17 protein-coding genes are annotated in these 20,399 nt (G+C 61.5%); 4 read left to right on the top strand and 13 right to left on the bottom strand.

What is annotated here, in order from left to right; all coding sequences use genetic code 11:
* Nucleotides 1–476 precede the first annotated feature (476 nt).
* Nucleotides 477–1,055 (top strand): carboxymuconolactone decarboxylase family protein, encoded by a 579-nt coding sequence (locus CN673_RS19860; RefSeq protein ID WP_099868149.1) that lies wholly within the window; start codon nt 477–479, stop codon nt 1,053–1,055.
* Nucleotides 1,056–1,147: 92 nt separating this feature from the next.
* Here the strand turns inward: CN673_RS19860 and CN673_RS19855 are convergent, their stop codons facing one another.
* Genes CN673_RS19855 through CN673_RS19830 form a run of 6 tightly spaced genes read right to left on the bottom strand, consistent with a single transcriptional unit; the run spans nt 1,148 to nt 8,670 of the window.
* Nucleotides 1,148–2,893: a M14 family metallopeptidase gene (locus tag CN673_RS19855; RefSeq protein WP_099868148.1), complete on the bottom strand. Its 1,746-nt coding sequence runs from the start codon at nt 2,891–2,893 to the stop codon at nt 1,148–1,150.
* The gene (locus CN673_RS19850) at nt 2,890–3,768 is read right to left on the bottom strand and encodes an ABC transporter permease (RefSeq protein WP_099868147.1); all 879 of its coding nucleotides are present in this window, start codon (nt 3,766–3,768) and stop codon (nt 2,890–2,892) included. The genes CN673_RS19855 and CN673_RS19850 overlap by 4 nt, the downstream gene beginning before the upstream one ends.
* A gap of 4 nt (nt 3,769–3,772) precedes the next feature.
* Nucleotides 3,773–4,696 carry an ABC transporter permease gene (locus CN673_RS19845; RefSeq protein ID WP_099868146.1) on the bottom strand — a complete coding sequence of 308 codons (924 nt, stop codon included), beginning with the start codon at nt 4,694–4,696 and terminating at the stop codon, nt 3,773–3,775.
* Between the two features lie 55 nt (nt 4,697–4,751).
* A complete protein-coding gene (locus CN673_RS19840) occupies nt 4,752–6,272 on the bottom strand; it encodes an ABC transporter substrate-binding protein (RefSeq protein WP_099868145.1) in 1,521 nt (506 codons plus the stop codon).
* Nucleotides 6,273–6,301: 29 nt separating this feature from the next.
* On the bottom strand, nt 6,302–8,143 hold the full coding sequence (locus tag CN673_RS19835; protein ID WP_099868144.1) for an ABC transporter ATP-binding protein: 1,842 nt from the start codon (nt 8,141–8,143) through the stop codon (nt 6,302–6,304).
* Nucleotides 8,144–8,163: 20 nt separating this feature from the next.
* The gene (locus tag CN673_RS19830; RefSeq protein ID WP_370853077.1) at nt 8,164–8,670 is read right to left on the bottom strand and encodes a winged helix DNA-binding protein; all 507 of its coding nucleotides are present in this window, start codon (nt 8,668–8,670) and stop codon (nt 8,164–8,166) included.
* 176 nt (nt 8,671–8,846) lie between these two features.
* On the opposite strand from CN673_RS19830, the gene CN673_RS19825 reads away from it, so the two are divergent.
* Complete coding sequence (locus tag CN673_RS19825) at nt 8,847–12,503, top strand: hydantoinase B/oxoprolinase family protein (RefSeq protein ID WP_099868156.1); 3,657 nt, start codon at nt 8,847–8,849, stop codon at nt 12,501–12,503.
* Between the two features lie 120 nt (nt 12,504–12,623).
* Nucleotides 12,624–13,100, top strand: a complete 477-nt coding sequence (locus CN673_RS19820) for a hemerythrin domain-containing protein (RefSeq protein WP_099868143.1) — start codon at nt 12,624–12,626, stop codon at nt 13,098–13,100.
* Here the strand turns inward: CN673_RS19820 and CN673_RS19815 are convergent, their stop codons facing one another.
* The gene (locus CN673_RS19815) at nt 13,101–13,553 is read right to left on the bottom strand and encodes an Lrp/AsnC family transcriptional regulator (RefSeq protein ID WP_099868142.1); all 453 of its coding nucleotides are present in this window, start codon (nt 13,551–13,553) and stop codon (nt 13,101–13,103) included.
* Nucleotides 13,554–13,689: 136 nt separating this feature from the next.
* Between CN673_RS19815 and hppD the strand changes: the two genes are divergently transcribed.
* A complete protein-coding gene (hppD, locus tag CN673_RS19810; protein WP_099868141.1) occupies nt 13,690–14,802 on the top strand; it encodes a 4-hydroxyphenylpyruvate dioxygenase in 1,113 nt (370 codons plus the stop codon).
* A 15-nt stretch (nt 14,803–14,817) separates the two neighbouring features.
* Here the strand turns inward: hppD and CN673_RS19805 are convergent, their stop codons facing one another.
* From CN673_RS19805 to CN673_RS19780, 6 genes are all read right to left on the bottom strand, one after another.
* Nucleotides 14,818–15,783: a glycosyltransferase family 2 protein gene (locus CN673_RS19805; RefSeq protein ID WP_099868155.1), complete on the bottom strand. Its 966-nt coding sequence runs from the start codon at nt 15,781–15,783 to the stop codon at nt 14,818–14,820.
* A gap of 94 nt (nt 15,784–15,877) precedes the next feature.
* Nucleotides 15,878–16,342 (bottom strand): DUF302 domain-containing protein, encoded by a 465-nt coding sequence (locus CN673_RS19800; protein ID WP_245410014.1) that lies wholly within the window; start codon nt 16,340–16,342, stop codon nt 15,878–15,880.
* Nucleotides 16,343–16,412: 70 nt separating this feature from the next.
* Nucleotides 16,413–17,684 (bottom strand): FAD-dependent oxidoreductase, encoded by a 1,272-nt coding sequence (locus tag CN673_RS19795; protein WP_099868140.1) that lies wholly within the window; start codon nt 17,682–17,684, stop codon nt 16,413–16,415.
* Nucleotide 17,685: 1 nt separating this feature from the next.
* The gene (locus tag CN673_RS19790; protein WP_198586080.1) at nt 17,686–18,573 is read right to left on the bottom strand and encodes an ABC transporter permease; all 888 of its coding nucleotides are present in this window, start codon (nt 18,571–18,573) and stop codon (nt 17,686–17,688) included.
* Nucleotides 18,527–19,297, bottom strand: coding sequence for an ABC transporter ATP-binding protein (locus CN673_RS19785; protein WP_099868138.1), 771 nt, complete (start codon nt 19,295–19,297; stop codon nt 18,527–18,529). The genes CN673_RS19790 and CN673_RS19785 overlap by 47 nt, the downstream gene beginning before the upstream one ends.
* A gap of 61 nt (nt 19,298–19,358) precedes the next feature.
* Nucleotides 19,359–20,378 (bottom strand): ABC transporter substrate-binding protein, encoded by a 1,020-nt coding sequence (locus tag CN673_RS19780; protein ID WP_099868137.1) that lies wholly within the window; start codon nt 20,376–20,378, stop codon nt 19,359–19,361.
* Nucleotides 20,379–20,399: the final 21 nt, after the last annotated feature.

Raw genomic sequence — 20,399 nt, 5'->3', positions numbered from 1 at the left:
CATCAACACCTCCCGCAAAGCGAAAAGTGTTACCCATGTGTCCGGTACAAAACGTCACCGATGTCTCGGGTCGTTCAGCATAAGTTGCAATACACTCAGGTAAATATGTTGAATCCGAGTATTGTTCCGCGTTTGCGCCTCATATTTTGAGGCGTATGCAGCATTGGGTGTTTGCATCTGCCATTAACACAGTGCCCAATATTCCGTTAACAAAAGTCATGCGATAGATCGATGACTACAAGTGAGGACCGCGCTGCGCCTTCGGCGCTTGTGTTCCTTCGCTGAAGGCTCATTGATGACCAGCGGCCAAGGCTTTTTGGCTTCTCGTAGAACGCGTTTATTGTCGGGCTTTCAGGTAGCCGATAGAGGCTTCCGAAATCGAACGTGACGGGATCATCGCAGGTCTTCCGTCTCTTCCCAGGATAGTGCCTTACGAGCGAAGATGTGGCCAGCTTGTAGCAGCCTTGGAGGCGACGATGTTCCTACGAACTATAGAGCCGGCGGAGGCCGAGGGCGAAGTCGCGTCCATCTATGCCAATGAGATGGCGTCAATGGGAAGGGTGATGCAGGCAACCCAATGCTGGTCAGCCAGACCAGACATCCTGGCACCGGTGGAGCACTTGTTGCACCAGATACGGGATGGGTTCTCGCTTGGGCTGGTCAACTTCCGGCTTGTCACGCTGGTCGTAGCAAAGCACGTACCCTCCAGTTATTGTTCCCACGTCTACTTCAAGGCGCTGTCCGGCACGATCGGAAGGGAACAGGCTCTGGCCGTGCATCGCGATTTCCGCAACGCCGCACTAACCGATCAGCAGGTGGCAATGCTGGTTTACGCCGAGCAGATCGCGATTGATGCCTCACGCATAAGCCAGATGGATATCGACAACCTTCGTGCCGCAGGGTTCACTGACCTGAACATTGCCGATATCGCCCTCGCAGCTTCGTTCCGCACCTTCCTAAGCCGATATTTCGATGCAGTCGGGGCTGAGGTCGAGCCGGACTTTCTAGATGGCGATCTGAACGTGCGGACTGAACTGTCGGTGGGTCGCGGCTGATTGACGAGGGCCCGCATCGCGCTCCGATATGTGTCGTTCGGCGCAGGCTTCGTCTTCGTGTCTTGGTGGGATGTCAGATCTAGACGAGCGGGCTACGCGGTCGCCAGGGTCTGATACGCCTCATAGGCGGCAAGAACGGTCTGCATCTGGGCCGTGTGGGCGTCGACGAAGGCGTGCCCTTCGATGGTTTCGTCAGGATATTCGGTAATGAGCGTGAGCGGTGCGGTGTGACGCGTCTCGACCGAGATCAGGCATGGAAAGCCATTGATGATCTCGAAGCCCGTGACGCCGGCGTGCTTCTCGAACAGCGCGATCTGTGACGCATTGAAGGCGGAAAGGCCGGGCAGGGTTTGCAGGTGTGCGGTGACCTTGTCGATGAGGACGCGCGCCGCGGCGTCCCATTCGGGATGGTGGCGCATGATCAGAAAAAAGCCTTTCGGCACGGTCCACATCTCGAAGCCGCGCGGCACGTAGCCCGATAGCGGCCGGGTCCATTCATGTGCCGGATAGCCGTGAAGATTGACGTGAAGGCGGGCGCCGCTGATTGCTTCGGCCTTGCTGCGAATTGCCCGTTCGAAGTGGGGTGCGCCATCGTCGCCGTCGGGCTCGAACTCGAGGTCATTGCCGAAGGCCGTGTAGCGGGCGGCATGGTGCATTTGGGCGGCGTGCTCGCGCGTCAAGCGACCGTGCAGGGCATAGCCGTCGGGGTTTTCCAATGGCGAGACCACGAAATGCGCGCCAGCGCGGTCCTTGAGCTGCAGAGCGGCGCGCAAGGCGCCAACGATACCGGATGTCTCGTTGGCATGCTGTCCGCCGCTGATCATCACGGCCGCATCGCTGCCTGCGATATGGCGGGCATGGACGGGCCGACCGGCGCGCGATGTCGCAGTGAGGGGCGTGCCCGCGACGGCCGCAAGCGCCTCATCGATCTGCGAGACCGAAAGCGCATGCGGCGCATCGTCCAGCGAAACATGGGGCATCGTGCGCGGATTCGTGTCGAGTGGTCTTGTTTCGATGATCAGGCGCGGCGCGCCTTCGCCGGCAACGATCTCGGGCACGATCTGGCCCGGTCGCAGGCCGCGATCGCCGAGCGGGCGGCCCGACCGCTTCTGGAATACTTCGAGCAAAGTGAAGTAAAGGTCTTCGTGCAGCGCCTCATGCAGGCTGATGCTTTCGTGCCCGTGAGCGAGAGGGAGGTCCTTGCCGGGCAGTTCCACCCGGATGTTGAGTTCGTCGAAATAGGGTTCCGCAAGACCCCATTCGCGCTCGCCGACAACCTTGACCGCGGCAGCGAACACCGCCTCGAAATCGGTGGGGTAGGCTGCCTGGCAGACGCTGCCACCCGCGTCGGTCAGGCGAACCCAGCCGGTCGGTGAAACACAGTCCTGGCCCACGGGATCAACGTGGCGCCGGTTGGGGGCGAACACGCGGTGACTGCTGAGCGTTCCATTCTTGTCGACGATGTCGACCGCGTAGTGGAAGTCGGCGTCCGTTCCGGGCTCAAAAACAATTGCCCCATCGGGCAAGAGGGCCGCAAGCGGATAGCTCTCGAGCAGGAAGCGGTTCGCCATCCCGTCGAGAACGGGATAGCGGACGGTGGCCTGGCCGATATCCGCGAGCACGACATCCTCGAGAAAGAAATGAAGGAGCGGCTTGTAGGCGGACCGGATGCGTGCGGTCACGCCGCGGTCCAGCAGGCTCTTTTCGGCACGTCGCCGATTGTCGTGATCCTCGAAAACCCAGGCCTCCAGGCAAGCGCCCTTGTGCTCGGGGCGGCCGTAGTCCGCAATCAGCGTGTCGATCGTGCGTTCGAAGCTGCGGTCAGTGATGAGGGTCATACGCGGGTGCGTCCTGTCGGGTCGAGCGTGTCGCGCAGCCAGTCGCCGAGAAGATTGAGGCCGAGGACGGTGAGAAGAATGGCAAGGCCCGGAAAGACGCTCACCCACCACGCGGTCTGCAGATAGGTGCGGCCTTCCGCCAGCATGCCGCCCCAGCTTGGTATCGTGGGATCCACGCCGAGACCGAGAAAGGTCAGGCTTGCCTCGAGCAGGATGTTGTTGGCCACGTTGAGCGTCATCAGCACGATCACCGGGCCGAGCAGGTTCGGCAGCAGATGCTGGAACAGAATCTTGATGTCGCGCACGCCGATGGCGCGTGCAGACTGGATGAATTCGCGATCACGCAGGGAAAGCACCGAGCCGCGCACGAGGCGCGCATACTGAACCCATTGCGAGACGATCAGGAGGACGATCGTGTTGATGAGCCCACCGCCAACGATGGCAATGAAGGTGATGGCCAGCAGAATGAAGGGCAAGGCGAGCTGCACGTCGGCGAAACGCATCACGACGACATCCCAGAAGCCGCGATAGTAGCCGGAGACGAGCCCCATTACGACGCCGATCACCACGGCGCCGGCCACCGAGACCAGGCCAACCGTCAGCGAGATTTCGCCGCCGACGATGACGCGCGCAAGGACATCGCGCCCGAGCGGGTCGGTGCCGAGCGGATGGGCCATGTCCACGAGGGGGGGTGTCAGGCGCGCGGCGAGGTCGACGGCGCTGCCGCCGCCGGGAAACAGAAAGCCGGAGAACAGAACGGCAAGCCCTATGCCGCCGACCAGGATGACGCCGAGGATGAACTCGAGCGCCTTGAAGCTGGATTGGCGGCGGGCCGTTTTCGCCTGGCCGGGTCGGGACGGTGCTGCATCGGGCATGAGGCTACTCCGTGCGGATGCGCGGATCGACGAGCCCATAGGCGATGTCGACCAGGAGGTTGATTGCGATGATGAGCAGCGACAAGACTGTGATGACGGCCTGAAGCACGGGATAGTCGCGCGCTGCGACGGCCTGGAAGGCCAGTGTGCCCAGGCCCGGCCAGTTGAAGACACGCTCGATGACGACAATGCCGCCGAGCAGGCCGCCGAACTGCAGGCCGAAATAGGTGATCAGCGGGATCGCACAATTTCTGAGGGCGTGCTTGTAGAGCACCGTCGTCTCGCTCAATCCCTTGGCGCGCGCCACCATCACGTATTGCGAGCGCAATGTTTCCAGCATCGTGGTGCGCACGAGGCGGACATTCGTTGCCGTGAGGATGATCGCCATGGTGGCTGCCGGCATGATGAAGCTCACCGGCCCTTCCATGCCGCTCGGCGGCAGCAGGCGAAAGGTGATGGAAAACAGGAGCACCAGCATGATCGCCAGCCAGAAATTGGGAAAGGACAGGCCGATCAGCGAGAAGATGCGGATTGCCTGGTCAATCCAGGTGCCGCGTGCCGTCGCCGCCTTGATGCCGAGCGGGATGGAGACGGCGATGGACACGACCAGCGAGACGATGGCGAGCATCAGCGTTGCCGGCAGCGCCCGTTCGATCAGATTGATGACAGGTGTACCACCCATGAAACTTCGCCCGAAATCGCCGACGAACAGGCCGCTGATGAATTCCCAATACTGAACGAGGAACGGCCTGTTCAGCCCCAGTGCCTCGCGGATGCGCTCCAGGTCCGCTTCGGTGATGCTGCCGGCGCCCTGAGACAGCATCAATGCAGGATCGCCCGTAAGGCGGATCGCAAAGGATACGGTCAGCGTGACGACGAAGACGACGAAGATCGCCTGAAGAACGCGGTATATCAGGAATTTGGCCACGGCTGGAGCTCCGGCATTGGGTGCGGGCCGTCCAGGACAGACGGCCCGCTGTCGATCACTCTTCTACCGTGACGTCGGTCAGGCGCAGGCGGCTGTCGGGCGCCGCTTCGAAATTCTGCACCCGGTCGTTGACGCCATAGAGCGCGTTGACGTTGTAGAGCGGAACTTCAAGAGCGCGGTCGGCCGTGTAGCGAGCGATTTCTTTCAAGAGACGTTCGCGCTCGGCGCGGTCGGTGATGCTGCGCTGTTCTTCCAGAAGCGCATCGAGCTCGGCGTCGCTGTCGTAGGGATTCCAGCGTTCTCCGGTGTGGTACATCAGATACGCCGTGTTATCGAAGTCGAAGGTCCAGCCGCCCCAGGCCTGCTGGAACATCTCGCCCGTGCGGCCTTCGGGAATGATGTCGTTGAGCAGGACATTGGTCTCGTAAGGCTGGACCGTGGCGTTGATGCCGATCACGCTGAGATAGGCTGCGACGGCCTGCGCAACCTCGCCGAAGGTGGCATCGTTGCCGCGCACGTCGATCTGGACTGTCGCACCGGGTTCGACGCCCGCTTCCTGAAGAAGCGCCTTTGCGGCCTCGGGGTCGTAGGGGATGGGTTCCATCTCTGGGTCGTTGCCGAAGGAGAGCGGCCCTTGGAAGCTGGTGATCGGCTCGGCCTCTCCCTGCAGGATCGTGTCGATGATCGCCTGGCGATCAATCGCCATGATGATCGCCTTTCGCACATCCTCGTTCTCGGTGATGCCGTTTGCGGTGTTGAAACGCAGTGCCTGGACCGTGGGGCTGGCGACACTCACGATGCTCAGGTCTTCCTGTTCCTCAATCGTCGAGATCATGCCGACGGGAATGGTCGGCGGAATGACGATATCGACGCGTCCCGCCTGCAGTTCGGCGACGGCGGTGGAAGGCTCGGTGATGAAGCGATAGGTGACGGTGTCGAGCTCGGGTGCGCCGTCCCAATGATCTTCAAAGGCTTCGAGTTCGATGCTCTCGCGTTCCTGGTAGGAAACGAACTTGAAAGGACCGGTCCCGACCGGGTTCATGTCGAAATGGTCTTCGCCATTCTCCTCGATATACTGCGGCGGAACGATCATCGCGCCATATCCGGCAAGCTTCGTGAGCAATACGGGATCTGGCTCGGAGAGGTGGAAATCGACCGTGTAGTCGTCGATGACCTCAACCTCTTCGATGGCTGTGTAGTTCGACTGCTGGGGGCCGGAAGCGCCTTCCTCACCGAGCAGGCGCTCGAAGGTGTAGCGGACGGCTTCAGCATTGAATGGCTCGCCGTTGTGGAACGTGACGCCCTCGCGCAGCGTGAAGCGGATGCGCGTGCCTTCGTCCAGTTCTTCCCATTCGGTCGCAAGGCCCGGCACCAGCTCCAGGTCGGGGCCGCGATAGGTCAGGCCGTCGAAGATGTTGGTGGCAACGGAAGCCCAGTTGACGAGGAAGGTGTCGATCGGGTCCCAATTGCCCGGGTCCTGCGGGGAGGAAATGGTCAGCGCTCCGGCGGCGTGGGCCGGCGCGGACAGAACGGAGGCTGCGAGCAATGCCGCAGCGAGCGTTTTCTTCAGTGTCATGTTTCAAGGTCCTCTGTCGGATTTGACGTTCAGGCTGGAATTCCGACCGGCTTCTCTGTCGCCACGAAGTGGCCTGGCGCGGTTTCGGAAAGTGGCAGGATGATGGGTTCGTCGCTGACCGAACGCACGGGACTGGCGATCTCTCCCTCAAGCATCGGTTGGTCCCGTCTGGCGCCCGGGTCAGCGACCGGCACGGCTTGAAGCAGGCGGCGGGTATAGGAATGGGCGGGCGACTCGAAGACGGCGCGGCGTGGGCCGAACTCGACGATCTGCCCCAGGTAAAGCACAGCCACGCGATGGCTCATGCGCTCCACGACCGCCATGTCATGGCTGATGAATAGATAGGCCAGGCCTTCGTCCTTCTGCAATTCCATGAAGAGATCGATGATCTGGGCCTGTATCGAAACGTCGAGCGCAGACAGCGCTTCGTCGGCAATGATCAGTTTGGGTTTTGATGCGAGTGCCCGCGCGATGCAGATGCGCTGGCGCTGGCCGCCGGAGAATTCATGAGGATAGCGCCCGGCATGATGCGCTTCCAGGCCGACGCGTTCCAGCAATTCGCCGACGCGGGCATCGATCGCGCGCCGATTGTCGATCAAACCGTGGGTGCGAATCGGCTCGGCAATCGAAAAGCCGACAGTCTTGCGCGGGTCGAGCGATGCGAAAGGGTCCTGAAAGATGTATTGCACCTTCTGGCGCAGCCGCATCTGCTCGGCCTTCGACATCTGTGCCAATGGCTTGCCCTCGAAGCGGATGTCGCCGCTCGTCGCCGCCTGCAATTGCTGGATCGTGCGTCCGATGGTCGACTTGCCGGAACCGGACTCGCCGACAAGCGCCATCGTTTCTCCGGGATAGATGTCGAAGCTGACCTTTTCGACCGCATGCACCCGGTGCGTGACGCCACCGAAGAAGTTCTTGCGAATGTCGAATCTGGTGACGAGATCGCGAATGGAAACGAGAGGCGCCTCGTCATAGCGCGCCGTATCCTGGGTACTGTTGCCACCGATCGTGCGCGGCTCGCCATTCTCGATCACCGTGAGGGCTTCGCGTCGCGGCAGGTCTTCCCCGCTCATGCTGCCGAGGCGCGGAACGGCCGAGAGCAGCGCGCGCGTATATGCTTCGCGCGGATGGGCGAAGAGATCGGCGACTGGTGCCTGCTCGATCCGGCGGCCGCGATGCATGACGACGACGTCATCGGCCATCTGCGCGACCACCCCCATGTCGTGGGTGATGAAGATCACCGCCATCTCAAGCTGACTCTGCAGATCGCGGATGATGGACAGGATCTGCGCCTGTATCGTCACGTCGAGCGCCGTGGTCGGTTCGTCGGCGATCAGCAGCTTCGGGCGGCAGGCAAGCGCCATGGCGATCATCACGCGCTGGCGCATGCCGCCGGACAGTTGGTGGGGATAGCGCTTCAGTTGCGCCTCTGCGTCCGGCAGGCGGACCAGTTCCAGCAGACGTCTTGCCTCCTCGCGCGCCGCATTGCGGCTGAGCTCTTCATGGACGAGCAACGTTTCGATGATCTGGTCGCCGACGGTGAAGACGGGGTTGAGCGACGTCATCGGTTCCTGGAAGATCATCGCGATGTCGTTGCCGCGAAGAGCGCGCATCTGCTTGTCCGAAAGGGCCGTCAGGTCGCGGCTGACACCGTCGGCGTTGAAGTGGATGCTGCCCTGCGTAATGCTGCCGCCGACGTGTTCGACGAGCCGCATGATGGCAAGGGAGGTTACGGACTTACCTGAGCCCGATTCACCGACGATGGCCAGAGTGCGGCCGGCTTCCACATCGAATGACAGGTCTTCAACGACGTGCTCGCTTCCAAATGCAACGCCGAGCGAGCGAACAGAGAGAAGCGCTTTGGATGTCATCGCGGGATACCGATCGTTTCTTACAGCGTCGTGGCCGCCCGTGCGGCCTGATCGTAAGCGCCTGAGAGGAAGCGCAGAACGGATGCGATCTCCGAAAGGTCGATCTCTTGCGGGCGCTGGGATTTGGTTGCGGCGACGAGGAGACGCTCGCGGATTTCCGCATAGCGCAGGCATGCTTCCGCGCCCTTCTCGGTGATTTCGACCGTCTTTTCCTTCGCGGCGCGGCCGGTCGTCACAAGTCCGGCAGCTTCCAGCTTGCGGATCGCGTAAGTCACGACATGGGTGTCCTCAATGTCCAGAACGAGGCAGATGTCGGCCAGTTTTTTCTTTCGGCCACGGTGGCGGATGGAATGAAGGATCAAGACCTCCGTCGAGGAGAGACCGGGCAGACCGGCAGCGGCCATGCAGCGTGTCATCCAACGCGAAAAGGCGTGAAACGACAGGATGAGGCCATATTCAAGCTCGGAAAGGGCGGGCGAAGAACCGTCGGCCAGATGGGCTGAAGATACGATCGGGCCGATGGTCAACGGACGAGCGCCGCCTCGCGACGTTGCGTCGCTCTCCTGCGGCCGGCCGCTTCGATCGATTGGCTTAGACAATAGACCCTCACCGATGTTGACGGTTCGATGACATCATTTTATCGATAAATTGTCAATAAAACGTCCGTCAAATGTCACAACTGCGAATCGAGAGGCAGATCGGAATGGCTGAGAAGGCGCAGGGAGAGGCAGCCGCAAGGGCTGAGAGCGGATCCGGCCAGTGGGACTTCTGGATCGACCGGGGCGGCACATTCACCGATGTCATTGCACGCGCGCCGGATGGCAGCCTTCAGGCGCGCAAGATTCTTTCGGAGAACCCGGAAGCCTACCGTGACGCGGCCGTGGAAGGCATTCGTCAGCACCTCGGCATCGCGCGCGGCGAGGCTATGCCGGCCAATGCGATCGGCGAAGTACGCATGGGCACGACCGTGGCGACAAACGCGCTTCTCGAGCGTCGGGGCGCACGCGTGGCGCTGATAACGACCAAGGGATTTCGTGACGCGTTGAAGATCGGATATCAGGAGCGCAAGGACATATTCGCGCGCGAGATCCGGAAGCCCGAGGCGCTCTACGACACCGTCGTGGAGATCGACGAACGGGTTCTTGCGGATGGGACGGTCGAACGGGCGCTCGACGAGCAGGAGGCGCGCGCGGCGCTGAATAATCTCAAGTCGGCAGGCTACGAGGCGGTCGCCATCGTCCTGATGCACGCCTATGCGTACCATGCGCATGAACGCGTCCTGGCCGCGCTGGCCCGCGAGATGGGATTCGCCCAGGTCTCCGTCAGTCACGAGGTTTCGCCGCTGATCAAATATGTCGGGCGCGGCGATACGACTGTCGTCGACGCCTATCTCTCCCCGGTGCTGAAGCGCTACGTCGACCAGGTGTCGAGCGAACTCGACGTGGAGCGCACCGGCGCGCGGCTGATGTTCATGATGTCGTCGGGCGGACTGACGGCTGCCGATCTTTTTCAAGGCAAGGATGCGATCCTTTCCGGGCCCGCCGGTGGCGTCGTCGGTCTTGCGGAGACCGGGCACGTGGCCGGTTTTGACCAGGTCATCGGCTTCGATATGGGCGGCACCTCCACGGACGTCGCCCATTATGACGGCAATTTCGAGCGCGCCTTCGAAACGGAAGTCGCGGGCGTGCGCGTGCGCGCGCCGATGATGCTGATCCACACCGTTGCCGCGGGCGGCGGATCGATCCTCCATTATGACAATGGCCGCTTCCGGGTCGGGCCGGATTCGGCAGGCGCCGATCCGGGACCTGCATGCTACCGCAACGATGGCCCTCTCGCGGTGACCGATGCCAACGTCATGCTCGGAAAGCTGATCCCCGACTACTTCCCGGCACTCTTCGGACCGAACCAGGACCAGAAACTCGATGCGGCGGTGGTCCGCGAACGGTTCGAAGTCCTGGCGAACGAGATAGGTGATGGACGGTCGGCGGAAGAGGTCGCCGATGGCTTCATCCGCGTCGCCGTTGCCAACATGGTCGAGGCGATAAAGAAAATCTCCGTGCAGCGCGGGCACGATGTCACGCGCTACGCGCTCAACTGCTTCGGCGGGGCCGGTGGGCAGCACGCCTGTCTCGTTGCCGATGCGCTCGGCATGAAACGCGTACTCATCCATCCGTTGTCCGGCCTATTGTCGGCCTACGGCATGGGCGTTGCGGACGTTCGTGCGACCAGGCAGAAAGCCCTGATCGTGCCGGTCGACGAGGAGGCGCCCGCGGCGCTGTCGAAGCTTGCCGAAGCGCTGTCGTCGGAGTGTCTGGCGGAACTCGCCCAGCAGAAGATCGACGCTGAGCGCAGTGAGGTCATCGTTCGCGCTCATATCCGATACGCCGGTACCGACACGATCCTGCCGGTCGATGTATTGTGGCCCGATGTCGATGGGCCGCTGCGCATGAAGGAAGCCTTCGAGGCCCAGCACCGCCAACGTTTCGGCTTTGTCATGGGTGCGAAGCCGCTGGTCATCGAAACCGTCGAGGTCGAGGCGATCGGCGGTGGCGCCGAAACCATCAAGATCGCCGGTCGAGCGGTGGACGAAGGAGTGCCCCATCGCGATCGCACGGTGCGGATGTTCACCGAGGGTGCGGCGTGCGAAGCCGACGTGTTCCTGCGCGAGGCGATCAAACCCGGACAAGCCATCAAGGGGCCGGCCATTATCATCGAGCCGAACCAGACCATCGTGATCGAACCTGGCTGGCAGGCTGGCTTGACCAGTGCCGACGACATCGTACTCGAGCGGGTCGAGGCAAAGGCAGCGCATCACGCGATCGGGACGACCGCCGATCCCGTGATGCTGGAAATCTTCAACAATTTCTTCATGTCCATTGCCGAGCAGATGGGCGTGACGCTGCAGAACACAGCCTATTCGGTGAACATCAAGGAACGGCTCGACTTTTCCTGTGCGGTCTTCGATCCGCAAGGCAACCTTGTCGCCAACGCCCCACACATGCCGGTGCATCTGGGTTCGATGGACGCGTCGGTGGCAACGGTGATCCGCGACAACCCGGTGATCAGCAAGGGCGATGTCTTTCTGCTCAACGCTCCCTATAACGGCGGAACCCATCTCCCAGACCTTACGGTCTGTTCGCCGGTCTTCGATCCGGAAGGGCAGTCGATCCGCTTTTGGGTGGCAAGTCGGGGCCATCATGCCGACATCGGCGGCATTGCCCCAGGCTCGATGTCTCCTTTGGCGCGCACGATCGAGGAGGAAGGCGTCTATATCGACAACTTCAAACTGGTCGATCGCGGCGAATTTCGCGAGGAGGCGCTTTGCGAACTCCTGACGGGCGGTCGCTATCCGGTGCGAACGCTCGAGCAGAACGTGAACGATATCAAGGCGCAGGTGGCGGCCAACGAGAAGGGCATCGCCGAACTCAACCGCATGATCGACCTTTTCGGCTTCGACGTGGTGTCGGCCTATATGGGCCACGTCCAGGACAATGCGGCAGAAAGCGTGCGCCGCGTTCTCGACCAACTGCCGGATGGCTCGTTCAGCTATGAGATGGATCAGGGCTGCCAGATCGTCGTCAAGATAACGGTCGATCGCGAACGGCGCGAGGCGACGGTCGATTTTACCGGTACGTCCGAACAGCGCGACGACAATTTCAACGCGCCAGAGCCAGTCACCCGTGCCGCCGTCCTCTATGTCTTCCGCGTGCTGGTGGACGGGTCGATCCCGATGAACGCCGGATGCCTGCGGCCGATCCGCATTGTGGTGCCCGAGGGCTCGATGCTGTCGCCGTCCTATCCGGCGGCAGTGGTCGCCGGGAATGTGGAGGTCAGCCAGGCGGTCACCAATTGTCTCTTCGGCGCGGTGCGGGCGCAGGCGGCCGCGCAAGGCACGATGAACAACGTGACCTTCGGCAATGACAAGTATCAGTACTACGAGACGATATGCTCCGGTGCGCCTGCAGGGCCTGACTATGACGGGGCTGACGCGATTCATACCCACATGACCAATTCACGTCTCACCGATCCGGAAATCCTGGAAACGCGCTTTCCGGTGGTGCTGGAGGATTTCCACATCCGCGAAGGCTCGGGCGGCAAGGGCCGGCATTCGGCTGGTGATGGAACTCTTCGCACCGTTCGTGCGCGCGAGCGGCTCGATTTCGCGGTTCTGTCGGGTCACCGACGCGTTCGCCCGTTTGGCGTCGATGGCGGCGAACCTGGAGAGACAGGGGCCAACGCCATCCGCCGGGCAGACGGCACCGTGGAGGATCTGGGCGGCTGCGCGCAGTCGGTGCTGGAACCTGGAGATGCCTTCATCATCAAGACACCCACAGGTGGCGGCTACGGCGGGGTTGCCTGATCGGGTGACATCGCGGCCCGCCGATTGACGGGCAGTTGCCAACCGAAATGACGGCCATATCTATCTCTCGCACAAGGGGTTCCCGAGTGGAAACCGAACACGCCAGCATGAGAGGTAGCCATGGCCGACATCTATCAAGAAATCCGCAAGGATCACGACAAACATCGCGACCTTTTGAAAAAGATTGCCGGAACGACGGGCGGCGAGGGAGATCGCGAGCGCCTTTGGAACGAGTTCTACTATGACGTCAAATCGCACGCCGCCGCGGAAGAGGAAACTTTCTACTCCAAGCTGATGGAGCATCCCGACGGCCAGGACGACGCCCGCCACTCGGTGTCCGAGCACAAGGAACTCGACGACATCATGGAGGAGCTCAACACCATGGGCTTCGACAATTCGGGCTGGCTCACGCGCTTCAAGACGCTGCGGCACGACTATGAGCACCACATTGACGAGGAAGAGGAAGACATCTTCGCCAAGGCCCGCAAGGTGTTCAAGAAGGACGAAACCGAGGCATTCGCCGGCCGCTTCCTGAAGCGCAAGGAAGCGGAGCGTGATCTCGTCGACGAGAAAGCCGATGAAAGCCTCGAGGAATGATCAGAGATCCAGCGGGAGCCCGCGCTCATCCTTGAGCGTTCGCAGCACGATCTCGGAGCGGACCTGCGCCACCTGAGGGTGGGCGAGAAGCTTGGTGTGAATGAAATCGGCAAACGCGTCGAGATCGCGCACCTGTATCTCAAGAACGTAGTCCGCGTCGCCCGACACCGAATGGGCGGCGCGGACTTCCTCATGGCGATTGAGAAATGCTGCAAATGCGGCCTCTTCTCCATGCGATCGCAAGTTGATCCGCGTAATTGCCCGAAGGCCGAAACCGAGCGCGCGCGCATTGATCCGAGCGCCATAGCCCTCGATGATGCCCTTTTCTTCCAGGGCCGTGCGACGCCGTGAACATTGCGACGCCGAGAGATTGACGATTTCGGAGAGCGCCGTGTTCGTGGCAGACCCATCCTCCTGAAGCGCCCTCAGTATTGCACGATCAAATCTATCCATGCATGAATTCCATATGATTGTCCGATTAAATGCATGAAGCGCGCATTTCGCGGATTTTTCAAGCGGGGTTCGCACGCACAATGCAGGCGAGGGGAGCTAAGCTCGGGCGAGACAGTTGGACAGATGGGAGAAGACGATGGGACCCTTTCCGCACGATGCTCCAAAGGCGACGATCAGCGATGAAAACCCTGCGGGAACCGATGGCTTCGAATTCGTTGAGTTCGCTCACCCGGAGCCGGAGAAGCTCGATGCGCTGTTCCGGAGAATGGGATTTGAGCCCGTCGCCAAGCACCGCTCAAAGAACATCACGCTCTATCGGCAGGGCGATATCAATTATGTGCTGAACGGCGAAGCAGGCTCTCATGCCGCACGATTCGTCGAAGAGCACGGTCCATGCGCCCCCGCCATGGCATGGAGGGTCGTAAACGCCGAGCACGCGCTGAAGCGCGCCATCGAACTTGGAGCGAGCGAGTACAGGGGGACCGACAAATCGATCGATGTCCCAGCCGTCATCGGCATTGGTGGATCGCTCCTCTATTTCGTCGATGTCTACGGTGAAAAGGGCAGTTGTTACGACGGCGAGTTCGAGTGGCTGGGCGAGCGCGATCCGCACCCCGAAGGCGTTGGCTTTTACTATCTCGATCATCTGACGCACAACGTCGTGCGCGGGAACATGGACACCTGGTACAAGTTCTACGCGGAGACGTTCAACTTTCGAGAAATCAGGTTTTTCGACATACAGGGCAAGCAGACCGGGCTCACCTCGCGGGCCCTGACTTCACCCGACGGAAAAATCCGCATCCCGATCAACGAGAGCACTGACGACAAGAGCCAGATCGAGGAATATCTCAAGAAGTACAATGGCGAGGGCATTCAGCACATCGCAGTCGGCTGCGACAACATCTACGCTTCGACCGATGCGATCAGCGGTCGCGGGCTTAAGTTCATGCCTGGCCCGCCCGACACCTACTATGAAATGTCGCGCGAGCGGGTGAAGGATCACGATGAGCCGATAGACCGGATGAAGCAGCACGGAATCCTGATCGATGGGGAAGGCGTGGTTGGGGGTGGCGAAACGCGCATACTTCTTCAGATTTTTTCCAAAACGGTCATCGGTCCGATCTTCTTCGAGTTCATCCAGCGCAAGGGGGATGACGGGTTCGGCGAGGGCAACTTCCGTGCGCTGTTTGAGTCCATCGAAGAGGATCAGATACGTCGCGGGGTCCTGAAACCGGCGGATGCGGCCTGACCAAAGTCCGCTCAGTCAGGCCGGATTTGGCGGCCGTTTCAGCGCCGTTCCGATCGGCCGTTCCATGCGTTTGAGATAACCGAGGGGCGGGAGCAAGGCCATGCGCGGGGCCAGCTGGAAGGCCAAAGCCAGATGCGACCAGGCACCCGCCCGCCCGTGCGCCAGTGATTTCAGCCCGCACCAGTAGGCCCGCTGCGCGATGCTGCGCCGTCCGATTCGCCGCAGGCGCGACGCATTGGCCAGCGCGGCCCCTTCATTGGCGAAGAAGCTGGCGAGGGCCGCTTCGCGCTCTTTCAAGTCACGGGCCGGATCCTGGGTGAAGGTCAGCGTCCGGTTCGCTCCGTGCATCCGCTTTATTCCGAGAGGACTGTCCGTTCGGCGCACGTCTCCAAGCATGGCGAGGCGCAGAAGCATTTCGAAGTCGTCCGTGTGGGGAAGTACGTCGCGGTAAAGGCCAGCCCGTTTTTGTGCTGCCGTGCGAACGAGCACCATGCCAGCGGCAATATAGTGTTCGGGATTGCGGCACCGTTCCTCGATGAAACGGGTCCCGGACACTCGGATGAAGCGTGCGTTCTCCTGCGTGGCCATTTGCGGTGTCGCCTGCCCCTCGATCCAATGGACATCGGTTCCATAGGCGAAGCTGGCGTTCGGGTCGGCGTCCAGGGTTCCGGCAAGTGCGCGCAGACTGCCAGGCGTCAGCAGGTCGTCGGCGCAAAGGATCATGAAATAGTCGGCCTCAGCCCACGCCACCCCTTCATTGAAGGATGCGTGGGGGCCGAGATTGTGGGCGTGGGCACTAAGGGCTATGCGGCTGTCCGATGCGGCCAGTTGACGTGCCTTTTCAAGGCTGTCGTCAGGCGAGGCATTGTCGATTATGAGAATGCGCAGCGGTCCGACGTCCTCGGCGGTCGCGCTCATCACGCAATCGCGAAGATAGTTGCCGTGGCCGTAGCACGGGATCGCAATGTCGATGCTGGCCACGACCACCCCTTTCGTCATGGGTGCACAGACGATCAAGAGGAGGTTAGCTGAAGTGCGTCTGAGTGCCGACCTGAACAATCGAGGTAGGCTTGATCTAGAAGCCTTCGGCAGCCTCGTCGACGATCTCGGTCAGCATGTCGTTTGCCTCGTCGCGTCCACCGCCACCGGGAAGCTTGCGGTAACCCACCGTGACGGTTTCCGATTCATCGGCGGGCGCGTAGACGAAGACGATATAGGGGCAGTAAGCAATATTGGCCGGATCGGCGGACATCATGTCGCGCGAAACGACTGCCGAGCAGAACTGAAAGAACTGCGCGTCAGTGTAGATTGTGTCGTCGGCGCCGACTTCCTCGGCGGTGCGAGCAAGCATCCCGGCGACGTCGCCCTCGTGATCGACCACGTAGCCCCGATTGACGATTGCATCGGACAGCGCCAGAGCGACGTCCTCGTAGGGTAGGTCGCTCATCACCGTATAGAGATCGCCGTCTTCCTGGGCAGCTGCGTGATGCCAAGCCATCGCGGCGAGTGCGATGGCGGCGATGGCGGTTCTTGTCTGCATGACGGCCCCTCAATCAAAGATGGCAGGGAAACGGCGGCTTCTATCGATCGGTTCCCTGCTCGTATTGCCATCAGATCATTGCGCCCTGTGCGCTCAGGCGCGCCTGAACGGAACGGCAATCGGTCTTGTGGTTGCGGTCGGCGTAGTCGGCGGCGGACACACCCGCCGCTTCGCCGGTAGCGAAAGCCGTACCCATCACCCGGATCGATCCATAGGCGTCGGGATCAGCGCCGATGACGCGACCACCGTACCAGAGATTGGCGAGCGACTTGGCGCGGATCGCGTCGTAGGGAACGTGAAAGTAGCCCTCGCCGCCGATCGGTGTATAGACCGGCTTGCCAGCTTCACCGTGCAATTCGATCGGCCAGGCGGCGCGGGCAATGCCGTCTTCGCGCAGCCTGCCGGAGATCACGTCTTCCTTGGTCAGTTGGTAGCGTGCGACCGGATGACGGGTCTCCCGGATGCCGACCTGGGGACCGGTTGCGACAAGATAGGCATTCTCGAACCCCGGCATCGCACGGCGCAACATCGACAGATAGTCATGCGCCATGGCGCGGCCGGCCATTTCGGCTCTGGTAAAGCTGTCCGATTCCAGATCGGCGATGTCCAGATCCACGGTCATCCACCACATGTCGCTGGACAGCGGAAGACGGATGATGATGCCGCCATCGGTGCGCTGGATCGGATAGCGTCCAGTCTCGTTGTAACGGGCAATCGCGCTTTGAAGCGCGTCGCGATCGATCTTGAGATCAGGTGCGATGCCGCCGATCCGCATCGGCATGGTGAGCGCCTGCAGGCGGCCCTCGCCATTGCCAATCTGATAATCGAGCCCGGCGAGCATGGCGAGATTGGCGTCGCCGCTGGCATCCACGAACGCCTCGGCAACAACATGGCGCCGCCCACTCATGCCGGCCAGCGTCGCTGCCTCGAGCCGTTTGCCGGTACGGGAGACGGCCGCTACGCGCGTGTGCAGTTTCACGTCGATCCGATGGCGCTGAACGAGATTGTCGAGGGCGAATTTCAGTATTTCGGGGTCCAGGAGGACGATCCAGTTGCCTGTCGTTTCCGAACGAAAGGCCCCGCCATCGAGGCCAAGTTCGCGGATCTCCGCGATGACGTCCTCACCGACGCCCGAGACCGCGCGAACCGGTTCACGGCCCTGCTGGAAAAGGCCGCAATAGGCAAGAACCTGCGACGTGGTCGCCGCGCCCCCGAGAAACCCGTATTTCTCGACAAGACAGACCTTGGCCCCGCTCTTCGCCGCGCCGATCGCCGCACCAATGCCCGCGGCGCCACCGCCGCAGACGACGACGTCGTAGTCCGCTTCCACTCTCATTGTCATATCAGGTACGCCAGTTCAGGAAGTATTTCTCGGCTTTGCCGATGAAGAAGCTGATTGTCAGACCGAGGATCGACAGCATGGCGACGCCGCAGATCAGTTGATCTGTCGCGAAGAGTGCGCCGGCCATCAGGATGTAGGCGCCGATGCCGAATTCGGCACCGATCATTTCGGCAGCGACCAGCAGCACGATGGCGATCGATGCGGAGATGCGAAAGCCGGAGAGGATCGCCGGGAGCGCACCGGGAATGATGATCTTGCGCACGATCGAGAGCCACGACAGCCCAAATGACTGCCCCATGCGAATGAGGTTGCGATCGACGTTGTCTACGCCGCCATAGGTCGCGATCACGGTCGGAAAGAAGGTACCGAAGAGAATGGTCGCCACCTTGGATCCCTCGCCTATTCCGAACCAGACGATGAAGAGGGGAAGGAGCGCGATCTTGGGGATCGGGAAAAGAGCAGAGACCAGAGGAAGAAAACCGGCGCGCACGAACGAGAAAAGTCCGATCGCCAGGCCGACCGAAACACCGAGCAGGCTGCCAAACGTCCAGCCGACGACGAGCCGATAAAGGCTCGCCTCAAGATGGGTCCAGAGCATGCCGGTCTGCACGAGGTCCATGAAGGCGGCGAAAGCCTCCGATGGCGCGGGCAGCGCGATCGGACTGATGAAGCCCGTTCTGGAGCCCAGTTCCCACAACGCGATCAGCGCGACGAAAACGAGCGGTCCGACAAAGCCGAGCGGCTTGTGGCGAAAACCACCGCCCCGGAAGGGGACCGGCCGCGCGCCAGACGGTGCAACGGGGCGCGGCACGGCGGCGGAAGTCACGGGCGCATGGGTTGTATCAAGCGACATCGGCAAGCTCCATGTCGGCGGCGCGGGCTTCTTCACGCATCAGGTTCCAAAGATGGCGCTGGGTCTCTTCCAGTTCGCCCATTCGCTCGAACCGTTCGCCAAGTGGCATGTCGATCTCGACGATCTGACGCACGCGGCCTGGCCGGCGCGACAGCACCACGATCTTGTGACCGAGGCGCACGGCCTCGGCGAGATTGTGCGTCACATAGCAGGCGGAGAACTTCTCGCGGCTCCAAAGCTCAACGAGGTCATCGAGAAGAAGCTCACGGGTCTGGCTGTCGAGGGCTGACAAGGGTTCGTCCATCAGCATTACCGCAGGGTTCACCGCCAGTGCCCTTGCGATCGCCACGCGCTGCTTCATGCCACCTGAAAGCTGGCGGGGCAGGGCCTTGCGGAAATCGGCGAGTTTCGTGCGGGCGAGAACGTCGTTTATGATGGCGTTGGCCCGACTGCCGTGAATGCCATGGTCCTCAAGGACCAGGCTGACATTGCCCTCGACCGTACGCCAGGGCAGAAGCGCGAAATCCTGAAAGATGTAGGTGAGCGGGTTCAGCGATCCGGAAGGCGCTTCGCCAGCAATGAGAACCTGGCCAGACGTCGGCTGTTCAAGGCCGCCGATGAAACGCAGGAGTGTGGATTTGCCGCAGCCGGACGGACCGATGATGCAGATGATCTCGCCGTCCTTGAGCGTGAAGGAGATGTCTTCGAGCACATGCGTCTCGCCATAATGGTGGCTGACGTTCTCGATCATGAGTTCCATGACCCTGATCCTTCGGCAAGTTAAAGGGATTGCGCGCCCTTTAAGGGGCGCGCTGCGTTGGTCAGAACGTTTCGACGAAGCTTGTGTCGACGAGATTTTCAACGGTGGCTTCCGCCGGAACGAGGTCTTCCGACTTGAACCATTCCATCTGATCTTCGACGCTGCCGAGGTTCAGGCGCGCATTCTCGTTGATACGCATCGCGCCGGCACGGATCGCCGGATCGGCGTCTTCCAGCGGGCGGTCGGTATAGACGTATTCGTGGATCATCGCCACGATCTCGGCAGTTTCCTCCTCGCTCATCGTCTTGTCGACGAGGGCTGCATTGTAGTCTGCAACGCCTTTCGAGAAGCCGGCCAGAAATCGCTCGGCGAGTTCGGGGTTGTTTTCGACGATGTCGGTCGAGGTGAAGACGGTGGTGACCTGATAGTCCTCGACATAGTCGGCGATCACACCGATCTCGACGACGTCCTCACCACGCGTCAACCCGCCGGCAATGTTGGGTACGATGCTCCAGGCGTCGATCTGTCCCGAACGCAGGGAGGCGATCACGGCCGGTACGCTGTTCAGTGTGACGAGGCTGAGTTCGGACCGATCAAAGCCTTCGGCATCGGCAATCTTGTGGGCCATGTAGTGGAAAGAGGAGCCAGCCGTGGTGATGCCGAACCGGCGGCCCGCCAAATCGGCCGGCGTCGTGACGCCATCCTCATGGGCCTGACGCGATACGAGGATCTTCTGACCTTCGATTTCGGGTGTTTCCTGCAGGGCGCCGCCGATGACCTTGACCGCGCCGCGTTCCGCCAAGCTGATGAGGCCGCCGGTTATCGCAGTGACGCCGAAGTCGACGTCGCCCGATGCGATGGCCACGGCCATCGGCTGCGCAGCCTGGAAGCTGACGAACTCGGCGGTGATGCCCTCTTCCTCGAAATAGCCCTTGGCTTCGGCGATGATGCTCGGCGCATGGGAGGTGAGCGACAGCAGTCCGATCTGGACCGTATCCTCCTGGGCGTTCGCCGGCGCAGTCAGCGCGACACCGGAAGCCAGCGTGATTGCCGCCAGCGAATGGATGATGGTTGAAGTCATGATATCCTCCCTTTTTGGATC

Origin of the sequence: Neopararhizobium haloflavum (genome assembly GCF_002750855.1) — a bacterium.
Lineage (GTDB): Bacteria > Pseudomonadota > Alphaproteobacteria > Rhizobiales > Rhizobiaceae > Georhizobium > Georhizobium haloflavum.
The sequence above is the reverse complement of the archived record's forward strand: the minus strand, read 5'-3'. Positions and strand labels throughout refer to the sequence as shown.